Below are 24,083 nucleotides of genomic sequence, written 5' to 3'. Positions count from 1 at the left end.
TTAATTGCCCATATACATACTTTACATGAAGGCACACAACTCAGGCTTAAGTTTACAGCCAACTAGATTACTGTTTTCTAGGGTTAAATCATGGAGCAGAATAATGCCAACGGTCGTCAAACAAAGATTATTAGACATACTCAATGATGTGCCTGAAACCTATTTTGATCTGGTGTCCTTTTATTTAGATGCCGATATTGCTCCCACCGCCAAACAACAAAAAGCCCTGTTCAGTTTAAAACATGAAATTGAAACCCTGCCGTTGGCCCTACCCGATTTCCCTCGCCAGCTGGATCAGCTGGAGCACTGGATGATCCAGCATGAACAGCAAGCCCAGCTCGAATTTGAATATTATTTAAAGCGCCGTGCCTGGGGACAGCCACGCGAATATTTTCACTGCCTGTCCGATGCTTATGAGTTTCTGATCAAGATTGCCCCTACCCAGCGTGCGCAGGCAGCCTGGCTCTACAGTTTTAGCCAGCACTGGGATGACCGGCGCTATACCGAGCTGATTCAGCTGTATCTGCAAGCTCTGGCCTATGGTCACACGCAGCAGCATCAGCTGTATCAGTTCAATGCACTGCTTGAAACCCTGCAGCTAGATAACTTTGTACTCGGTCTGGAAGATGGCTATTTTCATCAGGCTGCAATTCAGCTGGCACTGGCGTACTGCCCTACCGATTTCATGCCTTTGACCTTAGGCTTTCATATTGGTAAACATCTATGCTCGCTGCATCAGCTGATCATTGCGCATGAACTAAAAGAACTCGGTATTCACACCCGCTGTTTTCAGCCACAGCAGCGTTCAACATCACGGCATACGCCTGTGCTACATGCCATTGCCAGTCTGGCCCCGGACGAAAAACAGCAGGCTCAATATCTGCGCCTGATTCAGCTGGGCTATGCCTTAAGCCAGCAAGGCATGAACGAAGAAAAAATCCTGCAGCGGCTGCATCTGCACGACATTATCCAGAAAATTTTCCAGCATAAAGCCCTGATGGGCAAATTCATTCATGACAATAAATGTATTTTTACCAACCGCAGCATCAACCAATGGCTGGAAACCGTCGAAGGCGTGGATGGTTTTATCCAGCAGCTGCTGGAAACCGACTGGATCCGTTTAGGCCAGGACCCGGAGCAGAGTAAATTCTGGCGTCTGATTCATCAGCAGGAAAGCCAGATGTTCGGGCTGTTTAACCGTACCGAACAGCAGTTTATTTATGACTGGATTCTGGGAGATGCCGCAGTACAGCATCCTGCCCCATCTGCGCTGCAAAGCACGTCGGACCATTTTAAAACCAGCGACCACTTTAATTATATGGCCGAGCTGGAGCTGGAAGAAATTCAGCTCAAATACGCCCAGGCCTCATCTTTTGACGACAAAATCCGGCAGCTATTGCCTTATTTGGCCCCGCATAAATCTGCCAGCGATGCCGGACGCTGGTGTACCCAGCAATACAGCCAGGCCCTTTTCCCGGCGCTGTCGCAGGCGCTCGACCCAATGCATCATAAAAGTTAATTACGGAGAACAGCAACAATGAAAAAAGATCAACAACCGAGTGAAATGGCCGGCGCAGATGCGGCAAACCGACAGAACAATAATGATAAATCCGTTCAATTAGACCCGTATCGCAGTGATGCGACACAACAGGCGCTCACCACCAATCAGGGCGTTAAAATTGCCGATAACCAGAACAGCCTCAGAGCTGGCATTCGCGGGGCCACCCTGCTCGAAGATTTTATTTTTCATGAAAAAATGACCCACTTTGACCATGAACGGATTCCGGAGCGTATTGTGCATGCGCGTGGCACCGGTGCGCATGGTTATTTTGAAGCCTATCCGGGCAATGAAAAATATACCAAAGCCCATTTTCTAACTACCCCAGAACATAAAACGCCAGTCTTTGTACGCTTCTCGACCGTACAAGGGCCGCGCGGCTCGGCAGATACGGTACGCGATATTCGCGGCTTTGCCATCAAGTTCTATACCCAGGAAGGCATTTATGACATGGTCTGCAACAATGCCCCGGTGTTCTTTATTCAGGATGGCATGAAATTCCCAGATTTTGTGCATGCCTTAAAACCGGAACCGGATACCGAAATTCCAACCGGTGCCAGTGCACATGACACCTTCTGGGACTTTGTTTCGCTGGTGCCAGAAAGCTCACATGCGGTGATCTGGGCCATTTCCGACCGTGGTATTCCAAAAAACTTCCGTAGTATGCAGGGCTTTGGCGTACATACCTACCGCTTTATTAATGCCGAAAACAAATCGGTGTTTGTGAAATTCCACTGGACCCCGAAACAGGGTATGGCCGCCTTGGTCTGGGATGAAGCACAGAAAATTGCCGGGAAAGACCCGGATTATCATCGCCGCGATTTGTATCAGGCCATCGAGAACGGTTTCTATCCGGAATGGGAACTGGGCGTGCAGATTGTGGAGCAGGAAGATGAAATGAGCTTTGACTTCGACCTGCTTGATCCGACCAAGCTGATTCCGGAAGAACTGGTGCCGGTCATTCCGATTGGCCGGATGGTGCTCAACCGCAATATTGACAATTTCTTTGATGAAACCGAACAGGTCGCCTTCTGTCCGGCGCATATTGTGCCGGGAATCGACTTCACCAATGACCCACTGCTGCAGGCGCGGATTTTCTCCTATACCGATACCCAGCTCAGCCGTTTAGGGGGTCCGAACTTCCATCAGCTGCCGATTAACCAGGCGGTGTGTCCGTTTCACAATAACCAGCGCGATGGCATCCATCAGAGCCGGGTTCATCGCGGTCAGGCGGCGTATCAGCCCAACTCGATTGACAATGACTGGCCACGAGAAACCCCACCCGCAGCCAAAGGTGGCGGTTTTGAAAGCTATCAGGAACGCATTGACGGGCATAAAATCCGTCAGCGCAGTCCATCCTTTAGCGATCACTTTTCGCAAGTGCGTCTGTATTTCAAAAGCCTGAGCCTGCCTGAACAGAAACACGTGGTCGATGCCTATGTCTTTGAGCTGAGTAAAGTGCAGCGCAAACCTATCCGTGAGCGTGTGGTGCACAATATGCTGGCCAATATTGATGCCAATCTGGCCAAAATGGTCGCCGATAAACTCGGCATTGCACTAGATGAAAGCCAGCTGCCGCCTGATCTACCCGAGGAAAAAACCTCAGCCAAGTTATCCATGACGGCATTTTTACCGCCGAATATTGAAGGCCGTAAAATCGCGGTACTGGTGCATCCTCATGCCGCCACCGACAATATTGAGCCGATTCATCAATGGGCCTTAAAAGAAAATGTAATGCTGGATTTTCTGACGCCCACCCCTGCCCCAACCACCACCATTGAAGATGACATGATTCCATCTGATGGGATGCAGCAGGCCGAACCTTCAGTGCTGTATGATGCAGTGATTGTGCTGGATGGCAACAATCTGGATGCCTTTAAGCGCGATGGGGTGGCCTGCCATTATGTGATTGAAGCCTATAAACATTTAAAACCAGTGGTGTTGTTAGGGGATAAAGCCGAGCTGCTGGAACATCTGCGTCTACCGCCAGATGAAGGCGTATTTAGCGATGCCAGTTTCCAGAATGTGGCGGAAGGCTTTAAAGAAGCGATTCGTCACAACCGGGTCTGGGCACGTGAAGCCATTGCAGAATCTATTCCGGCTTAATTGTCCTGCACTCATACAAGCTGAATCAACAAAAGGGAAGCCAATGGCTTCCCTTTTGTTTGAATAGATGGATGAGATTCAGATTAGAACTTGATGTGCATAGTGCTTTCCTCTCACTTTAATCTGCAATCTGCGCCGCTTGATACCGCTCCAGCTCCTTGTCACTCGAGATCTGTGGAGGGGCTGCAATATCCAGCGGTTCTAAGCTCCTTAAGGGCACTTTGATCTTCTTTCCCTTTGGGGTCTTCGGCTGATCTTCATCAACGGTAATTTTCTGAATAAATGTCGCCAACCAGAGTATAAACTCTTCTTTATTGCTGCTTTTCGGCACAATGCTCAAGTCCAGTTTCAGCTCGTTGGCATATAAAGGGTTGACCATCAGCTCATTAAAGTCGATGCAATTGACCAATAATTTAAGACGTGTTTTTTTGATTTCAGCACGCAGCTCAATCATTAACATATTTAAATCATTGATAATATCTCCTCTAAAGTCCTTATTTCGCTCGACATTTCTATAGATTATTTCAGAAAGTTTAATATACTGGGGCATACGATCATCCATTTATTATTCTGAATATAGTGATATTGAAGGATTTTGCGTAATTTTATGTAGTATTTAATAGATATTTTGCAAGAAAAGTGCGTCTTGTTACATTGGAATTACATATTTTTTAAAATAAATCAAAGAATAAATATAATTTGTGAATTGATTGTCAATTTTTCCAGTGAATTAATTTTATTATTTTTATTTTGCTTAAGAGGATTATATATGTATTTTGATTATATATTCTAATTGAATTTAAAGATCATTTTCGGGAGTATTCATTTAATTTATAAAATAACTTAAACTTAATATCAATAATTATAATTTATATTTTAACAATATAACAGTTAAAATAGCAGCAAGCTAAAATATGGATATTCACCCTCCCACCTTCGGACAGCCAACAACAATCTTTTTTCGTCAGCCGGATTTTGTGCTACTATCTCGCCCCTGCACGCCCGGTGGATGTGAGTAAAACCCTCTGCCTTGTGCTGCCCGATCTGTGCGAATAGCGCCTCAGTTTTGTTTCCCGTCGTTGCAAGGTTTGCTGTTGAATGTCAAATGTAAATACGCTTGAAAATATCCAACTGCCAAGAATTTCCGTGGCCCCCATGATGGACTGGACCACCCGGGATTATCGTTTCTTTGCGCGCCTGTTTAACCCAAACGTGATTTTATACACAGAAATGGTCACCACTGGTGCCATTATTCATGGTGATGCCAAACGCCATCTGGACTTTAATCAGGAAGAACATCCAATTGTGCTGCAATTGGGCGGTTCCAATCCTCAAGATCTGGCCACCTGTAGCAAAATGGCGCAAGACTGGGGCTATGATGAAGTTAACCTGAATGTCGGCTGCCCAAGTGACCGCGTGCAGAACAATAAAATTGGTGCCTGCCTGATGGCCGAGCCTGATCTGGTGGCAGAATGTATTGCAGAAATGCGCCATGCGGTGGATATTCCAGTGACGGTTAAACACCGAATCGGGATTGATGACATGCATTCGTATGAAGAAATGCTGCATTTCGTCGATACCGTTGCCAAAACCGGCTGCAATAATTTTATCGTGCATGCCCGGATTGCGCTGCTACAAGGCCTATCACCCAAAGAAAACCGTGAAGTACCGCCTTTACGCTATGAAGATGTTTACCGTTTAAAGCAGGATCGCCCGGAACTGATCATTGAAATTAACGGCGGTATTAAAACCCTGGCAGAAACACAGGCGCATTTACAGCATGTCGATGGGGTGATGATTGGCCGCGAAGCCTATCACAATCCGTATTTACTGGCCGAGCTGGGACATTTCTGGAATCTGCCCCTCCCAGACCGTTTCGAGATTATGCAACAGATGATGCCATATATCGCACAGCGCGTGGCTGAAGGTGCACCACTGTCGATTATCACCCGTCATATTCTGGGCCTGTTCCAAAACTTGCCGGGCGCACGCAAATGGCGTCAGGCGCTAAGTGGTGGTAATGCCAAAACCTTAAAAGATGTAGAAGTGGCCATTCAGAATATTCAGGCCGCGATGCAGCGTACTGAAAACTATCTGCAGGAACACGCTGTTCAGCCTTAAAAGATCAACAAAAAGCCCTCAATTGAGCTTTTTTAGAATCAGATCGTAACCGGATTATGCCTGTTTGGCTTTTAGCTGATCGAGTTTTTTCAAAACTTCGGCCACGGCCACCATCGCAAAACTGGAAGTAACCACTACCGCCGAACCATAGCCACCACAGCGCAGCCCGGCACTGGCACAGACATCAGCACTGGAAAACGGATTATCAATTGAATAGATGCAGGTAATCCCGAACTTCTCTTTCGGCTTTTTACAGATGCCTTTGCTACGCAACTGGGCACGCAGTTTGGCCAGCATCGGGTCCTGTTCGGTTTTAGATAAATCGGCCACACGAATTTTCAGCGGATCGAGTTTACCGCCGGCACCGCCGGACACAATCAGCGGCACTTTATTAAAGCGGCAATACAGCATCAGCGCCAGCTTGGCTTTGACATCATCAATACAGTCCAGCACCACATCGGGCGTATGCGCCAGCAGGTCTTTGACATTGTCCGGGGTCAGGTAATCATCAATCAGGTTGATCTTGATGCGTGGATTAATGGCACGGCAACGCTCGGCCATAATTTCAATTTTTTCATGGCCCAAAGTGCTGCTCATGGCCGGTAATTGCCGGTTGATGTTGGAGGCGGCCACCACATCCATATCCACCAGGGTCAGCTCACCAATACCGGTTCGCGCCAGAGCTTCAACCGCCCAGGAACCGACCCCGCCGATACCAATCACCATGACATGACTGTTGGCATAATACTGAAAGCTGTCCTCACCATAAATTTTGGCAACACCGGCAAAACGGCGATCATATTCATCATCTTGGAGCAGTTCAGTCATTGCACAATCAAATCTTATACAGGAGGGCTTATTTTAACGGTTTTTTCACATGGCGTGTGAGATTGAAGGATTTTTGCACGGTGCAACAGCAGCGAGAGATTTAGATTTTAGGCCAGATGTAAAGCCTGTAACGAGTTCTGCCAGATCGCCTCGGCCAGTGCTGCCTGCTCCATCCGCAAACTTTGCGCCAGCCCTTCGAGCACATAAGGTAAATTGGCCGGCGTATTGCGGGTACGCTGCTCGGTCGAGGACTGGCAGCACAGCGGTGTCATATCCGGACAATCGGTTTCAAGCACCAGATGTTCTGGGCCTAATTCCTGCACCACCCGATGCAGTTTCTTGGCATTCGGATTGGTAATTTGTCCGGTCACGCCAATTTTAAAACCCAGTTTGATAAAGGCTTTGGCTTCTTCAACACCGCCACTAAAGGCATGGGCAATTCCGCCATAGCTAAAATTCTGCTGTTTTAGCAGCGCCAGCACATCGGCATGGGATTTACGAATATGTAGCAATACCGGACGCTGAAACTGGTGTGCCAGCTCCAGCTGGGCGGTAAAATACTTTTGCTGTTTCTGATACAGCTCGGGCTGTTTATGCTGCTTTAAAAAGGTATCCAGGCCAATTTCACCAACCGCAACACAGTCCTGTTTACGCAATAACTGTTCTACATCCAGCAGATGTTGCGGCTGATGCTGCTCGATATAAAACGGATGTAATCCCGGTGCCAGATGGCTTCGCGGCGCCTGGCTTAAACGGTTCAGCCATTGATGGGTATTCAGTAACTGCTGAAAACGCGACTGCACAAAGCCAATTAAAATCAGCTGTTCGACACCCGCCTGCTTCGCCTGATAGGCCAGTTGCTCCCGATCGGCATCAAAATCCGCCACATCAAAGTGGGTATGGGTATCAAACAGTGCCAATGCCATTAGATGGTTTTCGCGTCAGCGCTGGACGCAGCTGCTGTAATGGCTTCGCTGGCTGGCGCTTCGGGTGCCGGCAAATACGGTTTTTTCAGCACCTGCTGCAGCTCTGCATAAGGAATCATCAGCCGTGGCAAACCGACCACATACGGACCAATTTCATATTCAGCATATTGCAGAATCAGGCCCTGCTGCCCCAGATAGAAATTATCCGACAGCTTGAATTTCCAGGCCTGCTCGTACTCGGCAACATTATTGGCCAGTTTGCTGTCTACCACCCATTGCTTAAAGGCTTCATAGGCGGCAGCTTCCAAAGCGGCTCGTTGCTTCGGCTGCAAGATGTCAGCCAGTTTGACCTGCTTTTTCTGCTCCAGATCAAAATTAAAATAGGTTTGCGCAGTAGCGCCATGTGCACCGCCCAGATAGCTGCTGCTATTTACTACCACGGTGGCCAGCGGCCCTTCCGAGTTTAAAATTTTTGGTTTAATCATCAGGCTAATCTGATGATTGGCACTCAGCGCCTTGATTTCCTGATCCAGACTTAAGAAGGCCGCAATAAAGGGCTGCACCTGCTGTTCCAGTTTCTGTTTTGGCGTTGGAATTTGCGTCAGTGCCTGTGCCGAGGAAGCTGGCTCTGCCGCAGAGGCTGGTGCTTCAACATTCAGAGGTTTATCTGCCGGAGCAATTTCTAGGGTCTGGTTCAGTTCTTTAAGAATGTACTGATCAATCTGCTCATCAACAAAAGGCTGGTTACTCTGCAAACGCTCAACAGAAAGCTCCGGGCAGTTTTTACCTTCACATTCCGGCAAGTTCAGCTGCAGCTTTTCCGGCTCGCCAATCAGTTTTAGCGCCTGCTGTTCAACTTCTGCGGCCTGCGCCTGCTGTTCCTGTTTCGGTTCATTATTTTTGGGCTGACATGCGGTCAATGCCATGGACACGGCCAAGACACTCATCACCCATGCTGTTTTTTGCTTTAACATTGAATAACCTTTATTGCCTTTTGTGCATCCCAGATTCAAAGCGGATGTTCTGATTATTAAAACATGCGCGAATAAATTTCAGCTTTTACAACTTGTTGAGTTTGTGCTTTCGTTAAGTAAATATCAAGCTGCGTTCCATCTTTCACAATTTCATGAGTGCGATAATGCAGCCCCATACCTTCATGATCAAAGAACCAGTCGGCCTGTCCCCAATATAAGGTTTTCGGTGCCGTGTTTTGCACCTCTGCACTCTGTTCTTTCAGCCATTGCCGATAGGCCTGCTGCACGATTGCATGCATCGCAGTTTGCTGCTCGGGCTGAATAATATCCAGTGCGGTTAAAGCCTGCTGCTGTTGACGATCAGCCACGAAAAAATAATAACGCTCTTTGACTTTTACTGTTTCCTGATGGCTATCCACCCCAATCTGCAATAACACATACTGGTTGCGCTGATAGGCTAGCCGGGTATACAGCGCCAGTTCATAGGCCGGATTTTTGGCAAACTCGGCCTGCCAGGCATCAGATTTTTTCACATAGGCATTCACCGCCTGCTGCAGGCTCATGTCCTGTTTCAGCCCGATCTGGTCCTGAATCACCTTGGCCTGACTTTTGGCAATCCACTGGTTCAGCCATGAATCCTGTGTCTGAATAGTTTGAATATCCAGATCAATACAGTTTTTCTTTTCACAAAATGGCAAAGCAATCTCTGCCGGCTGCTGCTTAATCTGCAGAAATGGCAGCACCTCAGCCTTTTCCTGCTGGAAGATATTTTTTTCAGGACGCGCATCTTCAGCCGATTCATTGTTCTGGGAAGATGAGTCGCAGCCCCCCAAAGACAGTGCCAGCACGGCACAAGCGATAAAACTGATTTTTGTTTGCATTGTTGATCTCTCTTCCTGAAATTTTCCCCATCCTAGAAAAACAGCTTCACGAAGAAGCTGTTTTAACGGCGATGACCATTTAGTGTTCGCGGGTGTTACAGAACACGATGTCCGGATAACGCTCCTGCATCAACTGCAAATTAACCCGGCTTGGCGCTAGATAGGTCAGGTGACCGCCACCATCCACCGATAACTGGTCATGGGCTTTTTTCTTGAACTCGTTGAATTTTTTCTCATCCTCACAAGAGACCCAGCGTACCGTGTTGATGCTGACCGGCTCGTAAATACAATCGACCTTGTATTCTTCTTTCAGACGATAGGCCACCACTTCAAACTGCAGCACACCGACCGCACCCACGATCAGGTCATTGCTGTTTTGCGGCATAAATACCTGGGTTGCACCTTCTTCCGACAGCTCTTTTAAGCCTTTTTGCAGCTGCTTCGATTTTAGCGGATCTTTTAAACGTACACGGCGGAACATTTCCGGTGCGAAGTGCGGAATACCGGTAAACTGCAGGTTTTCACCTGAGGTGAAGGTATCACCAATCTGGATGGTACCGTGGTTGTGCAGACCAATAATATCGCCCGGCCATGCTTCTTCCAGATGCTGACGGTCACCGGCCAGGAAGGTTAAAGCATCAGAAATACGCACATCTTTACCAATACGTACATGCTTCATCTTCAGGCCCTTTTCATATTTGCCTGAACAGATCCGCATAAAGGCAATCCGGTCACGGTGTTTAGGGTCCATATTGGCTTGGATTTTAAAGACAAAGCCAGTGAAACCTTCTTCAGTCGCTTCGACCACACGGTCTTGAGTCGGATGCGCTTTTGGCGGCGGTGCATAGTCGCTAAAAGCATTCAGGACATGGTCAACACCGAAGTTACCCAGTGCGGTTCCGAACAGTACCGGGGTTTGACGACCCGCCAGGAACTCTGCACGATCTAACGGTTCATTGGCCATTTGCACCAGTTCTAAAGATTCTTCAAATGCCGCCCAGGCCAGTTCACCGACTTTTTCACGCAGGTCAGCATGGTCATAGCCATTACGCACTTCAATTTCAGGAATGGTTGAACCAAAACCAGCTTTATAAACGTAAAACTTTTCTTCCAGCAGGTTAAACACGCCGGCAAAATCACGCCCGGTGCCCAGCGGCCAGGTAATTGGTACACATTTAATTTTCAGGACGTTTTCAATTTCATCCAGCAGCTCTAAAGGCTCACGGATTTCACGGTCCATTTTGTTGACGAAAGAGATAATTGGCGTGTCACGCATACGACACACCTCCATCAGTTTGATGGTCCGGTCTTCGACACCTTTGGCCCCGTCAATCACCATAAGTGCCGAGTCTACTGCGGTTAAGGTCCGGTAGGTATCTTCCGAGAAGTCTTCGTGCCCCGGGGTATCGAGCAGGTTGATCATCTTGTCTTTATACGGGAACTGCATGACCGAGGTGGTAATCGAAATCCCACGCTCTTTTTCCATTTCCATCCAGTCCGAGGTCGCCGCCCGATCCGATTTACGGCTTTTCACCATTCCCGCCACCTGAATCGCCTGCCCCCATAACAGCAGTTTTTCTGTCATGGTGGTTTTACCGGCATCGGGGTGGGAAATAATAGCAAAGGTTCTACGAGCCTTTACCTCTCTAGCTAATTGATCTTTAAACATGAGAAAAATCTACAATATGTACACAGTTATGTACACATTTCTAAATATGTACTAAAACTGAAAAAGTGGGAATTCAAAATTGGCGTAATTGTAGCAGATTTGAATAGGATTTTACTGATTGCGGATATGTCTTGATTTATCCACAATTGAAAGTATTGTTATCTTTTTAATCTATATCTTTGCTTCGGACTTTTCGGCTTATCAGGAATGGTACGTTTAATCAGACCAACTTCTATTGCAGGATTTAAGTAATTCCTTTGGAATGTTGCTCGATGAGTTAATCCAACCAATTGCATCAATTCAGCTAAAGTATAATCTTCTTGCTTCATTGCCGAAAGTAAACGCTGAACTTGGTCGCTCACTTGTACGTTAACTTGAGCGGTAACATGATCGCTATCTTGAGCGGTATCAGTTGAACTAAGAATGGCATCTAAAATCATCTGTAAGATGAATTCTATAAACGGGGCTGAATCAGTACGACCTGTACTTGCTTGCAATGCTTCGTAATAAGCTTTTTGATTTTGGTAAATCAAGCTTTCAACTGGAATATTGGCAAAGATTGGATTCCATCGGCTAAGAATCAATGTTTGCCATAGTCGACCCTGGCCATGTTTGAAATGACCCAGAGCAATATCCAAAATAAAATTCCAGACAGTAATCCACCGCTGGCGATGCTGGCTGGGGAACAAAGCACGCAAGGCGTTGAAGTGTCCTTGACCGGTCAGCTCAGCGATCAATTATCACTATTGGCGGGTTATGCTTATATGGATGGAAAAATTGAAAAATCGACCATCGGTCTGGCCGGCAAACAGGCCGCGTTAACACCCAAAAACAGCGCCAATCTCTGGTTAAAGTATCAACTGGATGAGCACTGGTTTGCAGCGGTGGGTGGCCGGGCCGAATCCTCCCGCTTCAGTGCACCAGACAATAAAAATGTCTTGCCGGGCTATGCGGTTTTCAATGCCGCGCTGGGTTATCAGACCGCGCAGTATGATGTAACGCTGAATCTGAACAACCTGTTTGATCGTGATTATTTTGTCTCAGGACATGGTGAAGGGAACGATTCCAATATGATGGGCGATCCACTGAATGCACAGCTCGCACTTCGTTATCGTTTTTAATATGTGGGGTAAATGGATGTCATCTGGCATCCATTTTCAAACCATTTTTTCTTGCACCATCGACCGTGATTTTTTAAACATCTGGCTATCTAAAAACAGTACCTTAATCAGACCCGATAATTTCATTTTGTACTTGCGGCAAGTCTTCCAAACGCTCGACCTCAACCGGCATCGACAGCAAATAACCTTGTAATTGCTGACAACCTAAACGCGCCAGAATTTCGGCCTGTAATGGCGTTTCCACCCCTTCTGCGGTAACCGTCAATCCCAGTTTGGTCGCCAGCTGGATAATACTTTCCAGAATCATTTCTTCTTTGGAATCGCGATACAGGTCTTTAATAAACGCGCGGTCAATTTTCAGCTCATCCACCGGCAGGTCTTTTAAATACAGGAAACTGGAATGGCCCGTGCCAAAATCATCAATCGCCAGTTTCACGCCCATTTCTCTTAAGCGCCTAAAACTGCGAATACTCGATTCCACATGATGCATGGCAGTGGTTTCGGTAATTTCAATCATGAGATGACTCGGGTCAATCGCATAACGGCGGAATAAGGTTTCCAAGGTACTAAACAAATGTTTATGCTCGAACTGCACCGCCGACAGATTGACTGCCAATGGAAACAGGTTCAGTCCCTGCTGTTCCCATTGCTGAATCTGTTTGCAGGCCTGCTCGAGGGCCCAATAGCCCATCTGGATAATCAGACCGGACTTCTCCGCCCCTTTAATAAACATATTCGGGGTCAGCAGACCATGCACCGGATGCATCCAGCGAATTAACGCTTCAACGCCACAAATCTGCTGGGTGCTGGTGGTAAATTTGGGCTGGTAAAACAGAATAAACTGCTGTTCATCGACAGCTTTATATAAATCATTTAGCAACTTGGTCTGGCTTTTGGTTTCCTGCTGGTCAATGCTGTAATTAAACACCGAATAGGTGTTACGACCCTGATATTTTGAAGTCAACATGGCGGCATCGGCATTCATCAGTACATCTTGCAGGTTGTTGCCGTGCTCCGGGTACATGGCAATACCAATACTGGCCGAAATATTAATACTCTTGCCGGCAATCAGGAAACTCTCCTGTACACTGTGCAGCACATTTTCTGCCGCCTGAATCGCATCCTCAACCGTGGCCTGCTCCAGCACCAGCAAGAATTCATCACCGCCAATTCTTAATAATTTTTCCTGTGCTTTCAGCTGCTGATGCAGTCGTGTGGTCAGCTGAATCAGCAACTGATCACCAACATGATGGCCAAATACATCATTCACCGCCTTAAAACGGTCCAGATCAATATATAAAAACGCGACATTCTGCTGATTGATGCGCTGGGCGCTAAACAGCAAATGCGCATATTCAGCCAGATATAAACGGTTGGGTAATTTGGTCAGATTGTCCTGCACCGCCTGATTGGCCAGCTCACGGTTAACCAGCGACAGCTGGCGGTTACGCTCTTCCAGACGCTGCTCCAGCACGGCCACACTAAAGGCGGCAACCATCACCAGACTGGTCACAAAAATCACGGTAAACAGCAAGATGCCATTGCCGGTTTTATAAATCGCATCCAGACGTTCCGTATCAATCGGATAGTAAGACACCGAGGCCATGCCGGTATAATGCATCCCGACAATGGCCAGCGCCATCATAATGGCAATCATCACCTTATAGTGACGATGGTAGAGCAAGGTATTTTTAAAGCGAAACGCCAGCCAGAAGGTCAGGCCGGAACCACTAATGGCAATGAGCACCGAAAACACCACCAGTAGCGGATCATAATAGGTCCGATGATTCTCTACGACCATGCCCAGCATACCGGTATAGTGCATGCCGGAAATGCCGAGTCCCATTAACACCGCCCCAATCACCAGACGGGCAAAAGGCAGGGTGGGTTTGGTGGTCAGCCAGATGGCAAAGGTGGAAGCAATAAAGGCAATAACGCCAGAAAAAATGGTTAGCGGCAGATTAAATGCGTAATTGGCCGGCAACTGGCAAGCCAGCATCCCGACAAAATGCATACCCCAAATAGCAACGCCAAGGCATAGGCCACTGAGCAAGAGCATGGCTTTTTCAGATTTCTGGCGGATTCCCCCGAGCAGGAACTGCTGGGTTGAAATAGCCAGATAACTGGCCAGAATTGCAACCGCAATTGAACCTACCACCAGGCTAAAGTCATAATGAATATGAACCATAAAAAGCTTCCGTATAGGTTATTTTTTTGTTGTTACTATACTCAACGCTAAATACTCATGAATTTGCCGCTTTAAAAGATAACAATAAAACAAGGAATTAAAACTCAAACTAGAATCTTATACTATCGCATTGAGGTCAAGCCTAAATGCGGTTTTTCCGCCCTGAAAACCGTCATTCTCACTTTGATTTACCGGCTCATCTGCCTCTTAAGTCATTCAACTCAAAAGCATCAAAAAAGGCCAGTACATCTACCGGCCTTTTTCTCACATCCAAGGTCTTATTTGGCTGTGCCTGATTGTAACTGACTATAATCCAGTAACACATTGGCCGCTTCGCTCACAAAGACTTCTTCTTCCGGCAGCGGCGGACGCTGGTTGGCTTTCATTTTGGCCCGTGACTCGGCTTGCGCTTCCAGTGAGGCCTGATAGCTTTCCCAGTTTGGATACGGCGCCAAACCGGTCGCCTGACGACGCATGTTTTCAGCAGCTAAGGTTTTACGCTCCAGCTCAATCAGTTCGGCACGGCGCTGATCTAAATCCAGCACCGCCGTTTTGCGCTCTTCGGCCTGTTTGGCAATATTTTTACGCTCAGTCAGATACTTGAACTGCGGATCAATACTGACCCGGGTCTGCGAAGATTTGGCCAGTTGCGGCACATAAGACTGCACCACGCCCTCACGTTTAAATGGTGCGGTGGCAATGGTATCCCACTTCAGCGCATTCTTGGCCTTACGCTCACCAAATTCTTCATTGTAGATATCTACCAGTTTAATGTCCGGAATCACCCCTTTGTTCTGGGTACTGCCGCCGGTAATCCGGTAGAACTTACGCTGGGTGAGCGTGGCCTGACCATAGGCCAAGGTATCCAGCTGCACCTGTGCTGTCCCTTTACCGGTGGTTGTGCTACCAATCACAATACCGCGCTCATAATCCTGAATCGCGGCTGAATAAATCTCACTGGCAGAAGCCGAGGCCAGGTTAATCAGGACTGCTAGCGGGCCAGCATAGGTCTGTTCACCGCCATCATTGTCTTCAAACACGCTCACGTTGCCATTGCCATCACGGATTTGTACTACCGGACCCGATTTAATCACCTGACCCAGCATACGTGCCACCTCTTCAAGTGAGCCGCCCGGGTTATTGCGTAAATCGACAATAATCCCGTCGACATTTTTGGCAGCCAGCGTTTTCAAGGCATTGTTGGTGTCTTCCGATACCGAACGGTATTCCACCCCGGCACGGCGCGCCCGATAGTTCAGATAAAATGATGGAATTTCAATCACGCCATAGGTATAGGTTTTGCCATCACGTTGAATTTGCACGGTTCGGTTACGCACCCCGGCATCTTCTTCCTGAATAATGTCACGTACCAACGTCACGGTACGTGCCTGACTCATCGAGGCACCCGGACCGAGTAAACGCAAGGTCACTTTGGTGCCACGTTTACCGCGAATCAGACCGACCACTTCATTGCTTGGCCAGCCAATCACATCCACAATTTTCTCGCCATCCTGACCGACACCAATAATCCGGTCGCCAGATTTGACCTGACCAGATTTACTCGCCGGTCCGCCTTCAACAATGGTTTCAATCTTGGTGTAATCTTCATTGCTGCGATCCGGACGAATCGACACCCCAATCCCTTCCAGCTGCAAGGTGGTCTGACGGTTCAGCTCCATTGCATCAACAGGCGGGAAATAGTTGCTGTGCGGATCATAGGTCAGCATCATCGCATTTAAGGTTTTGTCCAGCACATCGTCGCTTTTCAGGCGGCTCATGCGTTCCAGCTGACGGGTATAACGCTTGGTCAGGGTTTCCACCGGCGTCATATCTTCCGGGCCGGATAAATCTTGCCCATTGGCCAGTTCTGGATTTTCCTTGAGGGCTTTTTGTTTGGCCTGCTCTTCTTCTTTGCTGATGGTCAGGTTAATCAGCTGGGACACCAGCATTTTTTGCCAGTGGGCACGCTGCTCGGCCTGGGTCTTAAAGAACGGCGCTTTTTCACGGTCCAGCTCAATGGTGACATTCGGCTGTTTTAAATTCTGCGGTTTTTTCAGCTCGGCCAGCATAAACTGATAAAAGGCCTGCATGCGTTCACGATAATGCGCATGAATCTGATACGGGCCCGATAAATCACCGGCTTTTAAGGCGGCTCCAAAATTGGCGCCATATTTTTTCTTGTACTGTTCGACTTCATTGGCCAGGAACAAGGTGTGCTCCGGGTCCAGACTATCGATGTAAAAATCAAAAATGCGATTGGAGGTGTTGCTGTCTAAACGCTGGTTCAGGTAATGCTGACGGTCAACCAAGGTCGCTAACTGGCGTGACACCAAGGCCTGTTCCCGGGTTGGAACAATGGTATTGGAAACAGCAGCAGTATTATTGGCAGCAATGGCTTCGTTGATTGCGTGACTAAAGAAGAATCCCCCAGTTGCCACGGCAACTGCACAAGCTATCGTTTGAAGTTTCATAAATAATGTGTATTTCCTTGGTTTTCGACCAGTAGTACAAGGTTGCTTAGCGACGAATCAAGCAGATTCAAAATCTTAAACAACTTAATCTGTTTATGTCGTGTAGTTTTATCATATTCTGTGCTGACAAAATGTAGCAAATCATTGCAGAATTCAGGTATTGTTTTTCGATAAAAATTTGAATCCGGAACCGATATGATTGGCGCATTGATGCTCGACATCGCTGGCACAGCACTTACTCAAGAAGATATTCAACTCTTACAAGCTCCGCAAGTCGGTGGCGTCATTTTATTTGGTCGAAATATCGAATCACCGCGGCAGGTACGCGCCCTGACCGATCATATGCGTCAGGTACGTCCGGATATTTTAATTGCAGTCGATCAGGAAGGCGGCCGGGTACAGCGTTTAAAACAGGGCTTTACTCTACTGCCGGCCATGGGCCGTTTTGGTGAGCTGTATCAACAGCAGCCGGAACGGGCGGTCGAGCTGGCCGAACAGTGCGGCTGGCTGATGGCCACCGAAGTATTAGCAGTCGGTATTGATTTCAGTTTTGCCCCGGTGCTGGATTTAAATGACATCAGCGATGTCATTGGCGACCGCAGTTTTGCCCGCAATATGGACGATATTATTGTGCTGGCACGCGCCTTCTTAAGTGGTATGCAGCGCGCTGGTATGGCCACCACCGGCAAGCATTTCCCCGGTCATGGCTCGGTCAAGGCCGACTCGCATGTGGCCGCTGCCATTGATTCACGTTCTTATGCAGAAATTCAGCAAAAAGATATGCAAAGCTTTATCCAGCTGCAAGCCCAACTGGATGCCCTAATGCCTGCGCATGTAATTTATGATCAGGTCGATCCAAACCCGGCCGGTTTCTCTCCGTACTGGATTCAGACCGTGCTACGTCAACAGCTGAATTTTGATGGCGTGCTGTTCTCGGATGATTTAAGCATGCAGGCCGCCTGTGTGGCAGGTGGTGCCGATGCCCGCATTCAAGCGGCCTTAAACGCCGGTTGTGATATGGGACTGGTCTGTAATGACCGTGCCGCCGCCTGTCTGGCACTGGACGGCATTCAGGATTTACCGTTACCAAATCAGGCCCGTTTAGCCCGTATGCGTGGCCAGATTCCAGAAATTCAGATCGGTGATGTACTCGAGCTCGGCCCGGAATGGCAAGCAGTACGCGACCGTATTGTCCGCTTTAAAGACAGCGGCCAGTAATACCGACAAAGGAACAGGACAAGCTGTTCCTTTTTCTTTATGATGCAAATACATAAATCCACCCCGAATAAATAAAAAGAATAGAGGACCTTGCATGAGCCAACCGCTTTCCGAACATCGCCATATATCCTTTACTGCCCACTATACCGGCTATATCTGGTTTCAAATGGGCATCTCGCATCCGGTATTTGCTACTTCAAAAGGCAAGTTTCTGGCCAAATTGGTCCATCCGCTGGAAAGCTGGGCCGAAAAATATGTCGGTGGCAGTATGCGCACCACCCTGAAAGAACGCCACACCATTATTGACCAGCAACTGACCGAGCTGATTGCCCGCAATCCTCGTACCCAGGTGCTGGAAATTGCCTGCGGCCTGTCCCCACGGAGCTGGAATTTCCGCCAGAAATATCCGGAACTGAATTACCGCGAGCTGGATTTACCGGATATGGCCAAGGTGAAAACCGCCGCCTTGCAACAACTGGACCAGCAGGCACCGGAAGTCTTGAGTGCCGATATTTTCAGTGAAGAATTTGCCCAGATTTTTCAGCATTTTGACCCGCAGCAACCGCTGGTAATTATTAGTGAAGGCTTAATCAATTATTTCGACAAGCCGATGCTCAGCAAACTGCTGCATGGGATTTATCAATATGGACAACATTTTCAGGAACTGCATTACTTGAGTGATATTTATCCTGAACCGGTGAAAAACAAACTGGCCAGCTTTATGTGGACCAGCAGTAAATTACTGAAAGTCATGTCTCGCAGCGCCTTTAGTTTTCATTTTCAAAGTCCGGGTGAAGTCCGTGACTTTGCTAAAGCCAGCGGTTTTGAGCGGGTCGATATTCTGCAGCCGCAGCACTATTTCCACACTCCGGACCTGCCCGCCCCTGAAGAACATTTGGGTGATATTGTCTGGGTGCTGCACGCCTGCCATAAACAGTCCAGTGCCTAAAAGAGAGTTCTGAGCCTCATCAGCCCATAAAAAAAACAGCGCCTTTGCGCTGTTTTATTTTTAGACACCTCAATTTAGGCAATTGCTGCCAGACAACCTTTTTGACGCTGGATATAACGCAGCAAACGCTCGGCAATATCAAAGCTGCCATGTTTTAATAAAGCGCGAATCTGCTGATCCTGCACTTCAAAAATCAGGCACTCAATCTGGAAACTACCCTCTTCATCTTGGAGTGTCAGGGCCAAATCACGCTCATACTGCGCAGCCCGTTCTGCCTGTCCGTCTTCAAAACGTAGCAATACGCCAAAAAAGTTCAGATCGACAATTTCCGTGGCAAAGCTTAAATCGGAATGACGGTGCGTTAACTGACTAAATGGCTGTTGTACAGCAATGCGTTCTTCTCCGCGGCGCTCCATGGTCAAGAGCTGGGCACGGGTCATGGGGATAATACCTTCTAGCGACTGAATCGGTTCATCTCTTAAGAAGGTGGCAAACAGGCGCATGGTTTCTTTACGGCGCTGCAACTGCGGCACATGGTCGGCATTGGCAATCATGGCAAATTCCATGTCCGGACATTGCAAGGCAAAATTGGCATTTTCATGTGGCAAGGTAAAACTGTCATACTGACCACAGGCCACCAGCACCTTGCACTGCGGAATAGGAACGTGAGTCAGGCGCAGCAGACGATTACAATTGATATCATAGCGTTCCTGTTCGGTGGCGGTGAACTCGGCCATCTGCCGGAAGAACAGCCGCTTGGCGGTTGGCGACATGCGGGTCGCTTCCAGCTTGGCATGATTGACCAGATATAAAATTACCGCCTGACCAAACTCATCCATGCGCTGCTCTTTCATTAAATGCAGCGATTCTTCCAGCAGCATACGCCAGCTTTTCCGGGTCTTTTGCATGACACCCATCAGAATCATGCGGTCTATCAGTTCCGGACGCTGATGTGCCAGGCAGGATGCCACCACAGAACCGAGGGACATGCCCAATACCGCGACCTGACTCAAGCCAACGATATCCAGCCAGCGACCGAGCATGGCTGCCAGATCTTCCAGCTCCAGCGTACCGGCAGATACGCCGCTATCAATATTGCTGATTTGCTGGTTGGCGCCCATGGAAGGTAAATCAATCAGGATAATCGGGCCGGCATCAAACAGTTGTTCAACACAGTATTTATAGGAGTTAAAATTCTGAAAAGCGCCCCCGATAATCACCATCGGCGTCATGTGCAAGGTGTCTGGGCGAGCAATCGCCATGTATTCAATCTTCCAACCGTCAATCCAGGTTGTACGCGCTGGCTGTTTGAAACTGTGCTTATCGTAAAGATCAAAAAAACCAAAGTGAGCACTTGACTGCCCGACTTCCGAGTCCATTTGGATAATGGAATTCATATTCCTTTCCTCCATTCTCGCGCTTATTTTTATTGTGCAAGAGATGATTTCTAAAATTGAGCAAAAATCGCATCCTGCTCTTTCATTGTTATTTGTATGACTTCAATGTCCATCGTGTTTCATTCTATACAGGTGTCGTTTTGACACGCAACCTCTTCTGCAACCACTTGTCTGCTTTTAAACAGGAAACAATTTCAAAATGTTTAGCGCTTTTCCGGCTTTCCTGCGGAAAATTCCATCAAACTGCTTCATTGTCCCGACCTAGACTGTTAATATCGAGGAGAAATTTCTAAGTGATCAAACCGCTATGCACGAGTCTATTGAACAATATATGCAAACGGTAGGACAACAAGCGCGCCAAGCTTCCGCAGTTCTGGCAAGTGCTTCTACCCAAACAAAAAACCATGCTTTATCTGCTATTTACACTGCACTTGAAAACAGTGAAACAGCAATTTTAGCTGCCAACCAGGTTGATATGACCAAAGGTCGCAACAACAATCTGGATAGCGCCTTGCTTGATCGCTTAGAACTGACTCCCCCGCGCTTTAAAGGCATGTTACAGGGCCTGAAAGATGTAATTGGCCTGCTTGACCCAATTGGTGAAATTACCGATATGGCCTATCGTCCGTCGGGCATCCAGATTGGCAAAATGCGAGTACCTTTGGGCGTGGTCGGCATGATTTATGAATCACGTCCGAACGTGACCTTAGAAGCAGCTTCGCTGGCGCTAAAATCAGGCAATGCCATTATTTTACGTGGCGGTTCAGAAGCGCTGGAATCGAATAAAGCCATTGCCGAAGCCATTCAGCACGGTCTGAAAACTGCAGGCTTGCCAGAAACGGCGGTACAGGTCATCAATACCCCAGATCGTGCTGCTGTAGGCCAGTTAATTACCATGTCGGAATATGTCGATGTGATTGTGCCACGTGGCGGTAAAGGCTTAATCGAGCGCATCACCAATGAAGCCCGTATTCCGGTAATTAAACATCTGGATGGTAACTGTCATGTCTTTGTCGAAGCACAGGCCGACTTGCAAAAAGCCCTACCGATTGCCCTGAATGCCAAAACCCATCGTTATGGCGTCTGTAATGCCATGGAAACCTTGTTGGTGGATGAAGCCATTGCAGATGAGTTTTTACCGCGTATTGCCGAGCTGTATGCAGAAAAACAGGTCGAGCTCCGTGGCTGCGCCGAAACCCAGCGTATTTTAGGCGACAGCGTTCAAACGGCTACCGAAGACGACTGGTATACTGAATATCTTGGTCCGGTTCTGGCCATTAAAGTGGTATCGGGTCTGGATGAAGCGATTACCCATATCAATAAATATGGCTCGCATCATACCGATGCCATTATTACTGAAAACTTCAGTCTGGCACGTCAGTTCCTGGCCCGTGTTGATTCCAGTTCAGTGATGATTAACGCCTCTACCCGCTTTGCCGATGGCTTTGAATATGGTTTAGGGGCGGAAATTGGTATTTCTACCGATAAAATCCACACCCGCGGTCCGGTCGGTCTGGAAGGTCTGACCTCGCAAAAATGGGTGGTGTTTGGAGATGGCCAGATTCGCCAATAACTCACTTTTCTAAAGATATGAATGTTCAGCCTTTGCGGAGGCTGAACATTTTTCTGCTGTTTTCCCCGTCTATTCCACCGTACACTGTCTTAAGAATGAGAATAAGAGGTGGACAATGTTCTATTATTTAATTGTGACCACATTTGTTCTGGCACTGCTGGTGTCATTTGTGGTGATGCGTATTTTTTCCAGTTCCATTAACCGTATTCTGGCACGTATTATTCATGATCCGATTCATGAAGCCTGGGCCAGATATACCAAATTTGCCGGCATGGTGGTTGGAACATCCTCCGGAATCCGGATTTATGACATGGAAAAATACATTACCCCACTCACCTATAGCGAAAACGACCAGAAAATTATTATTGAACTGACGCAGGAACGCTGGTTTCTGGAAATTTACCGCACCTTAATTGAAACCCTGCAAGGCTTGGCCTGGATGATGCTGGTATTTTTTATGGTGGCGCTATTTGCCTATGTGATTGTGCGCTGGTCGGAAATGAAGTATCAGAAACCTTAAATATGAAGGAATAAGAAATATTTTCAAACAGTTCTGTCAGATGCTTTGATTCAAGGCGTGTTATGGTAAACAGAAGAACAACGCGACTGGACATGACTACTATTTTATTAATAAATGAAATCTATCAACCGATAAATTTTAGTTATTATTTCCGAAAGGGTCGATAGTGCTTAAGTCTAATCTCCTAAAGTCTATCTAGAAGCGATACCCATCCCATGATAAAAATTAGTTATTGATCAAGATTGCACCGTGTTGGAACAGGTGCAGATCAATACGGGATACAAATATTTCAATTAGAATTCGGGTAAAACAACGTGTCTAAATCAGTATTAGTTATTAATTGTGGCTCTTCTTCAATCAAGTTTGCCCTATTGCTTGAAGAACAGAATTTCCGTATTCACGGCTTAGCTGAGAACTTAGGCACAGAAAATGCCCGTATTAAAGGTGTGACTGTCGGCAATGAACCCGTCGATATTCATATTCCTTTTGCAGATCATAAAAAAGCATTAGAAGTAGGTTTAGAGCGTTTGGCGAACTACAAGCCGGATGCCATTGGTCACCGCGTGGTACATGGCGGCAGTCTGACCAAAGCTGAACTGATTACTGACGAAATTATTGAAAAAATTCGCGAAGCAACTCCACTTGCGCCTTTACACAATCCGGCTCACCTGATCGGGATCGAAGCGACTAAACGTTTATTCCCAGATTTGCCACAAGTCGCAGTATTCGACACAGCTTTCCATCAAACCATGCCGGCACATGCTTACCGTTATGCCCTGCCTAAATTCCTGTACACCGATCATAACGTACGTCGTTACGGCTTCCACGGCACCAGCCATGCCTATGTTTCTGAACGCGGTTCAGAACTGGCCGGCAGCCTGAAACAAGGTGGCTGGTTAACAGCGCACCTCGGCAATGGTAGCTCGACCTGTGCGATCTGGAACGGTGAAAGTGTAGATACCTCTATGGGCCTCACCCCACTTGAAGGTCTGGTGATGGGTACCCGTAGTGGTGATGTTGATCCATCTTTACACACTTTCCTGGCCAGCAACCTGGGTTGGGATATCTACAAAATTGACAAGATGCTGAACAGCCAAAGCGGTCTACTCGGTTTATCTGGCCTCTCTAACGATATGCGCACCCTGATTGAAGCCTCTGAACAAGGCAATGAAGATGCAGCTCTGGCGATTGAAGTATTCTGCTACCGTTTAGCGAAATCTTTAGCAGCATTAAGCTGTGGCTTACCGCGTCTAGATGGCCTGTTCTTCACAGGTGGTATTGGTGAAAACTCGGCTTATATCCGTGAAAAAACTCTGTCTTACTTACCACACTTCGGCTTTAACTTTAGCAAAGAGAAGAATGACAGCCTGAAACGTGGCACCGAAGGTCGTATCGATAACGGTACTGGTCCACAAATCTGGGTGGTTCCAACCGATGAAGAAGGCCGTATCGCCAAAGAAACCAGCGCGGTGGTGGAGTCTGAGTTGGGAGCAACTCCGGCAAAAAAGTCTGAATTAGAAACTGCGATTGCTTAAGCAATCGCAGTTTTACCCTGTTTACTTTTGGCTGATTTGAATAATACC

At 47.5% G+C, this 24,083-nt stretch carries 17 protein-coding genes and 2 pseudogenes; 9 read left to right on the top strand and 10 right to left on the bottom strand.

Going from position 1 to position 24,083, the window contains the following annotated elements; genetic code table 11:
- The first annotated feature begins 103 nt into the window (after positions 1-103).
- Both FTT68_RS05065 and katE read left to right on the top strand, forming a co-directional pair.
- Positions 104-1,519, top strand: a complete 1,416-nt coding sequence (locus FTT68_RS05065; protein WP_168399035.1) for a hypothetical protein — start codon at positions 104-106, stop codon at positions 1,517-1,519.
- Between the two features lie 18 nt (positions 1,520-1,537).
- Positions 1,538-3,664: a catalase HPII gene (gene katE, locus FTT68_RS05060; RefSeq protein WP_180057108.1), complete on the top strand. Its 2,127-nt coding sequence runs from the start codon at positions 1,538-1,540 to the stop codon at positions 3,662-3,664.
- Positions 3,665-3,782: 118 nt separating this feature from the next.
- On the opposite strand, the gene FTT68_RS05055 is transcribed toward katE, so the two are convergent.
- On the bottom strand, positions 3,783-4,226 hold the full coding sequence (locus FTT68_RS05055; RefSeq protein ID WP_257226020.1) for a hypothetical protein: 444 nt from the start codon (positions 4,224-4,226) through the stop codon (positions 3,783-3,785).
- A 536-nt stretch (positions 4,227-4,762) separates the two neighbouring features.
- Between FTT68_RS05055 and dusA the strand changes: the two genes are divergently transcribed.
- Positions 4,763-5,785 (top strand): tRNA dihydrouridine(20/20a) synthase DusA, encoded by a 1,023-nt coding sequence (gene dusA / locus FTT68_RS05050; protein WP_104470083.1) that lies wholly within the window; start codon positions 4,763-4,765, stop codon positions 5,783-5,785.
- A gap of 54 nt (positions 5,786-5,839) precedes the next feature.
- On the opposite strand, the gene FTT68_RS05045 is transcribed toward dusA, so the two are convergent.
- The 6 genes and pseudogenes from FTT68_RS05045 to FTT68_RS05020 form a co-directional block, all read right to left on the bottom strand.
- Entirely contained in the window at positions 5,840-6,613 is a 774-nt protein-coding gene (locus FTT68_RS05045) for a ThiF family adenylyltransferase (RefSeq protein WP_005180122.1), read from the bottom strand.
- A gap of 107 nt (positions 6,614-6,720) precedes the next feature.
- The gene (locus tag FTT68_RS05040; protein ID WP_180057104.1) at positions 6,721-7,539 is read right to left on the bottom strand and encodes a TatD family hydrolase; all 819 of its coding nucleotides are present in this window, start codon (positions 7,537-7,539) and stop codon (positions 6,721-6,723) included.
- Positions 7,539-8,513, bottom strand: coding sequence for an RsiV family protein (locus tag FTT68_RS05035; RefSeq protein ID WP_180057103.1), 975 nt, complete (start codon positions 8,511-8,513; stop codon positions 7,539-7,541). The genes FTT68_RS05040 and FTT68_RS05035 overlap by 1 nt, the downstream gene beginning before the upstream one ends.
- Before the next feature lie 56 nt (positions 8,514-8,569).
- A complete protein-coding gene (locus tag FTT68_RS05030) occupies positions 8,570-9,394 on the bottom strand; it encodes a hypothetical protein (RefSeq protein ID WP_180103479.1) in 825 nt (274 codons plus the stop codon).
- A gap of 79 nt (positions 9,395-9,473) precedes the next feature.
- Positions 9,474-11,063 (bottom strand): peptide chain release factor 3, encoded by a 1,590-nt coding sequence (locus FTT68_RS05025; protein ID WP_104505411.1) that lies wholly within the window; start codon positions 11,061-11,063, stop codon positions 9,474-9,476.
- Positions 11,064-11,221: 158 nt separating this feature from the next.
- Positions 11,222-11,665 (bottom strand): annotated as a pseudogene (locus FTT68_RS05020) (Fic family protein); the annotation flags it as partial.
- Between FTT68_RS05020 and FTT68_RS05015 the strand changes: the two are divergent.
- A pseudogene (locus FTT68_RS05015) lies at positions 11,663-12,184 on the top strand (TonB-dependent receptor domain-containing protein); the annotation flags it as partial. The pseudogenes FTT68_RS05020 and FTT68_RS05015 overlap by 3 nt on opposite strands.
- 103 nt (positions 12,185-12,287) lie before the next feature.
- Here the strand turns inward: FTT68_RS05015 and FTT68_RS05010 are convergent.
- Together FTT68_RS05010 and FTT68_RS05005 are read right to left on the bottom strand one after the other, a co-directional pair.
- Positions 12,288-14,372, bottom strand: a complete 2,085-nt coding sequence (locus FTT68_RS05010) for a bifunctional diguanylate cyclase/phosphodiesterase (protein WP_180175230.1) — start codon at positions 14,370-14,372, stop codon at positions 12,288-12,290.
- 278 nt (positions 14,373-14,650) lie between these two features.
- Positions 14,651-16,843: a carboxy terminal-processing peptidase gene (locus FTT68_RS05005; protein WP_168414295.1), complete on the bottom strand. Its 2,193-nt coding sequence runs from the start codon at positions 16,841-16,843 to the stop codon at positions 14,651-14,653.
- Positions 16,844-17,038: 195 nt separating this feature from the next.
- Here FTT68_RS05005 and nagZ point away from each other — a divergent pair, with 195 nt between their 5' ends.
- Together nagZ and FTT68_RS04995 are read left to right on the top strand one after the other, a co-directional pair.
- Complete coding sequence (gene nagZ, locus FTT68_RS05000; protein WP_180048545.1) at positions 17,039-18,061, top strand: beta-N-acetylhexosaminidase; 1,023 nt, start codon at positions 17,039-17,041, stop codon at positions 18,059-18,061.
- 94 nt (positions 18,062-18,155) lie between these two features.
- Positions 18,156-19,010 (top strand): class I SAM-dependent methyltransferase, encoded by an 855-nt coding sequence (locus FTT68_RS04995; protein WP_180057101.1) that lies wholly within the window; start codon positions 18,156-18,158, stop codon positions 19,008-19,010.
- A gap of 74 nt (positions 19,011-19,084) precedes the next feature.
- Here FTT68_RS04995 and FTT68_RS04990 read toward each other — a convergent pair whose 3' ends face one another.
- Positions 19,085-20,407, bottom strand: coding sequence for an alpha/beta fold hydrolase (locus FTT68_RS04990; RefSeq protein WP_075174638.1), 1,323 nt, complete (start codon positions 20,405-20,407; stop codon positions 19,085-19,087).
- 307 nt (positions 20,408-20,714) lie between these two features.
- Between FTT68_RS04990 and FTT68_RS04985 the strand changes: the two genes are divergently transcribed.
- From FTT68_RS04985 to FTT68_RS04975, 3 genes are all read left to right on the top strand, one after another.
- Entirely contained in the window at positions 20,715-21,980 is a 1,266-nt protein-coding gene (locus FTT68_RS04985) for a glutamate-5-semialdehyde dehydrogenase (RefSeq protein ID WP_016658571.1), read from the top strand.
- A gap of 115 nt (positions 21,981-22,095) precedes the next feature.
- A complete protein-coding gene (locus FTT68_RS04980) occupies positions 22,096-22,500 on the top strand; it encodes a hypothetical protein (RefSeq protein WP_005180148.1) in 405 nt (134 codons plus the stop codon).
- Between the two features lie 314 nt (positions 22,501-22,814).
- The gene (locus tag FTT68_RS04975) at positions 22,815-24,035 is read left to right on the top strand and encodes an acetate/propionate family kinase (protein ID WP_180006602.1); all 1,221 of its coding nucleotides are present in this window, start codon (positions 22,815-22,817) and stop codon (positions 24,033-24,035) included.
- The last annotated feature ends 48 nt before the right edge of the window (positions 24,036-24,083 follow it).

It is taken from the genome of Acinetobacter sp. Q85-2 (assembly GCF_013420555.1).
Lineage (GTDB): Bacteria > Pseudomonadota > Gammaproteobacteria > Pseudomonadales > Moraxellaceae > Acinetobacter > Acinetobacter indicus.
This window is presented reverse-complemented; position numbering and strand designations above follow the sequence as displayed.

Excerpts from the sequence above, each read along its gene's own strand:
- FTT68_RS04995 (WP_180057101.1), top strand. The coding sequence starts at position 18,156 with ATGAGCCAACCGCTTTCCGAACATCGCCATATATCCTTTACTGCCCAC.
- FTT68_RS05055 (WP_257226020.1), bottom strand. The coding sequence starts at position 4,226 with ATGGATGATCGTATGCCCCAGTATATTAAACTTTCTGAAATAATCTAT.
- FTT68_RS05035 (WP_180057103.1), bottom strand. The coding sequence starts at position 8,513 with ATGTTAAAGCAAAAAACAGCATGGGTGATGAGTGTCTTGGCCGTGTCC.
- FTT68_RS04990 (WP_075174638.1), bottom strand. The coding sequence starts at position 20,407 with ATGAATTCCATTATCCAAATGGACTCGGAAGTCGGGCAGTCAAGTGCT.
- FTT68_RS04980 (WP_005180148.1), top strand. The coding sequence starts at position 22,096 with ATGTTCTATTATTTAATTGTGACCACATTTGTTCTGGCACTGCTGGTG.
- FTT68_RS05040 (WP_180057104.1), bottom strand. The coding sequence starts at position 7,539 with ATGGCATTGGCACTGTTTGATACCCATACCCACTTTGATGTGGCGGAT.
- FTT68_RS04985 (WP_016658571.1), top strand. The coding sequence starts at position 20,715 with ATGCACGAGTCTATTGAACAATATATGCAAACGGTAGGACAACAAGCG.
- FTT68_RS05005 (WP_168414295.1), bottom strand. The coding sequence starts at position 16,843 with ATGAAACTTCAAACGATAGCTTGTGCAGTTGCCGTGGCAACTGGGGGA.
- nagZ (WP_180048545.1), top strand. The coding sequence starts at position 17,039 with ATGATTGGCGCATTGATGCTCGACATCGCTGGCACAGCACTTACTCAA.
- FTT68_RS05030 (WP_180103479.1), bottom strand. The coding sequence starts at position 9,394 with ATGCAAACAAAAATCAGTTTTATCGCTTGTGCCGTGCTGGCACTGTCT.
- FTT68_RS05025 (WP_104505411.1), bottom strand. The coding sequence starts at position 11,063 with ATGTTTAAAGATCAATTAGCTAGAGAGGTAAAGGCTCGTAGAACCTTT.
- FTT68_RS05065 (WP_168399035.1), top strand. The coding sequence starts at position 104 with ATGCCAACGGTCGTCAAACAAAGATTATTAGACATACTCAATGATGTG.
- FTT68_RS05045 (WP_005180122.1), bottom strand. The coding sequence starts at position 6,613 with ATGACTGAACTGCTCCAAGATGATGAATATGATCGCCGTTTTGCCGGT.
- katE (WP_180057108.1), top strand. The coding sequence starts at position 1,538 with ATGAAAAAAGATCAACAACCGAGTGAAATGGCCGGCGCAGATGCGGCA.
- FTT68_RS05010 (WP_180175230.1), bottom strand. The coding sequence starts at position 14,372 with ATGGTTCATATTCATTATGACTTTAGCCTGGTGGTAGGTTCAATTGCG.
- dusA (WP_104470083.1), top strand. The coding sequence starts at position 4,763 with ATGTCAAATGTAAATACGCTTGAAAATATCCAACTGCCAAGAATTTCC.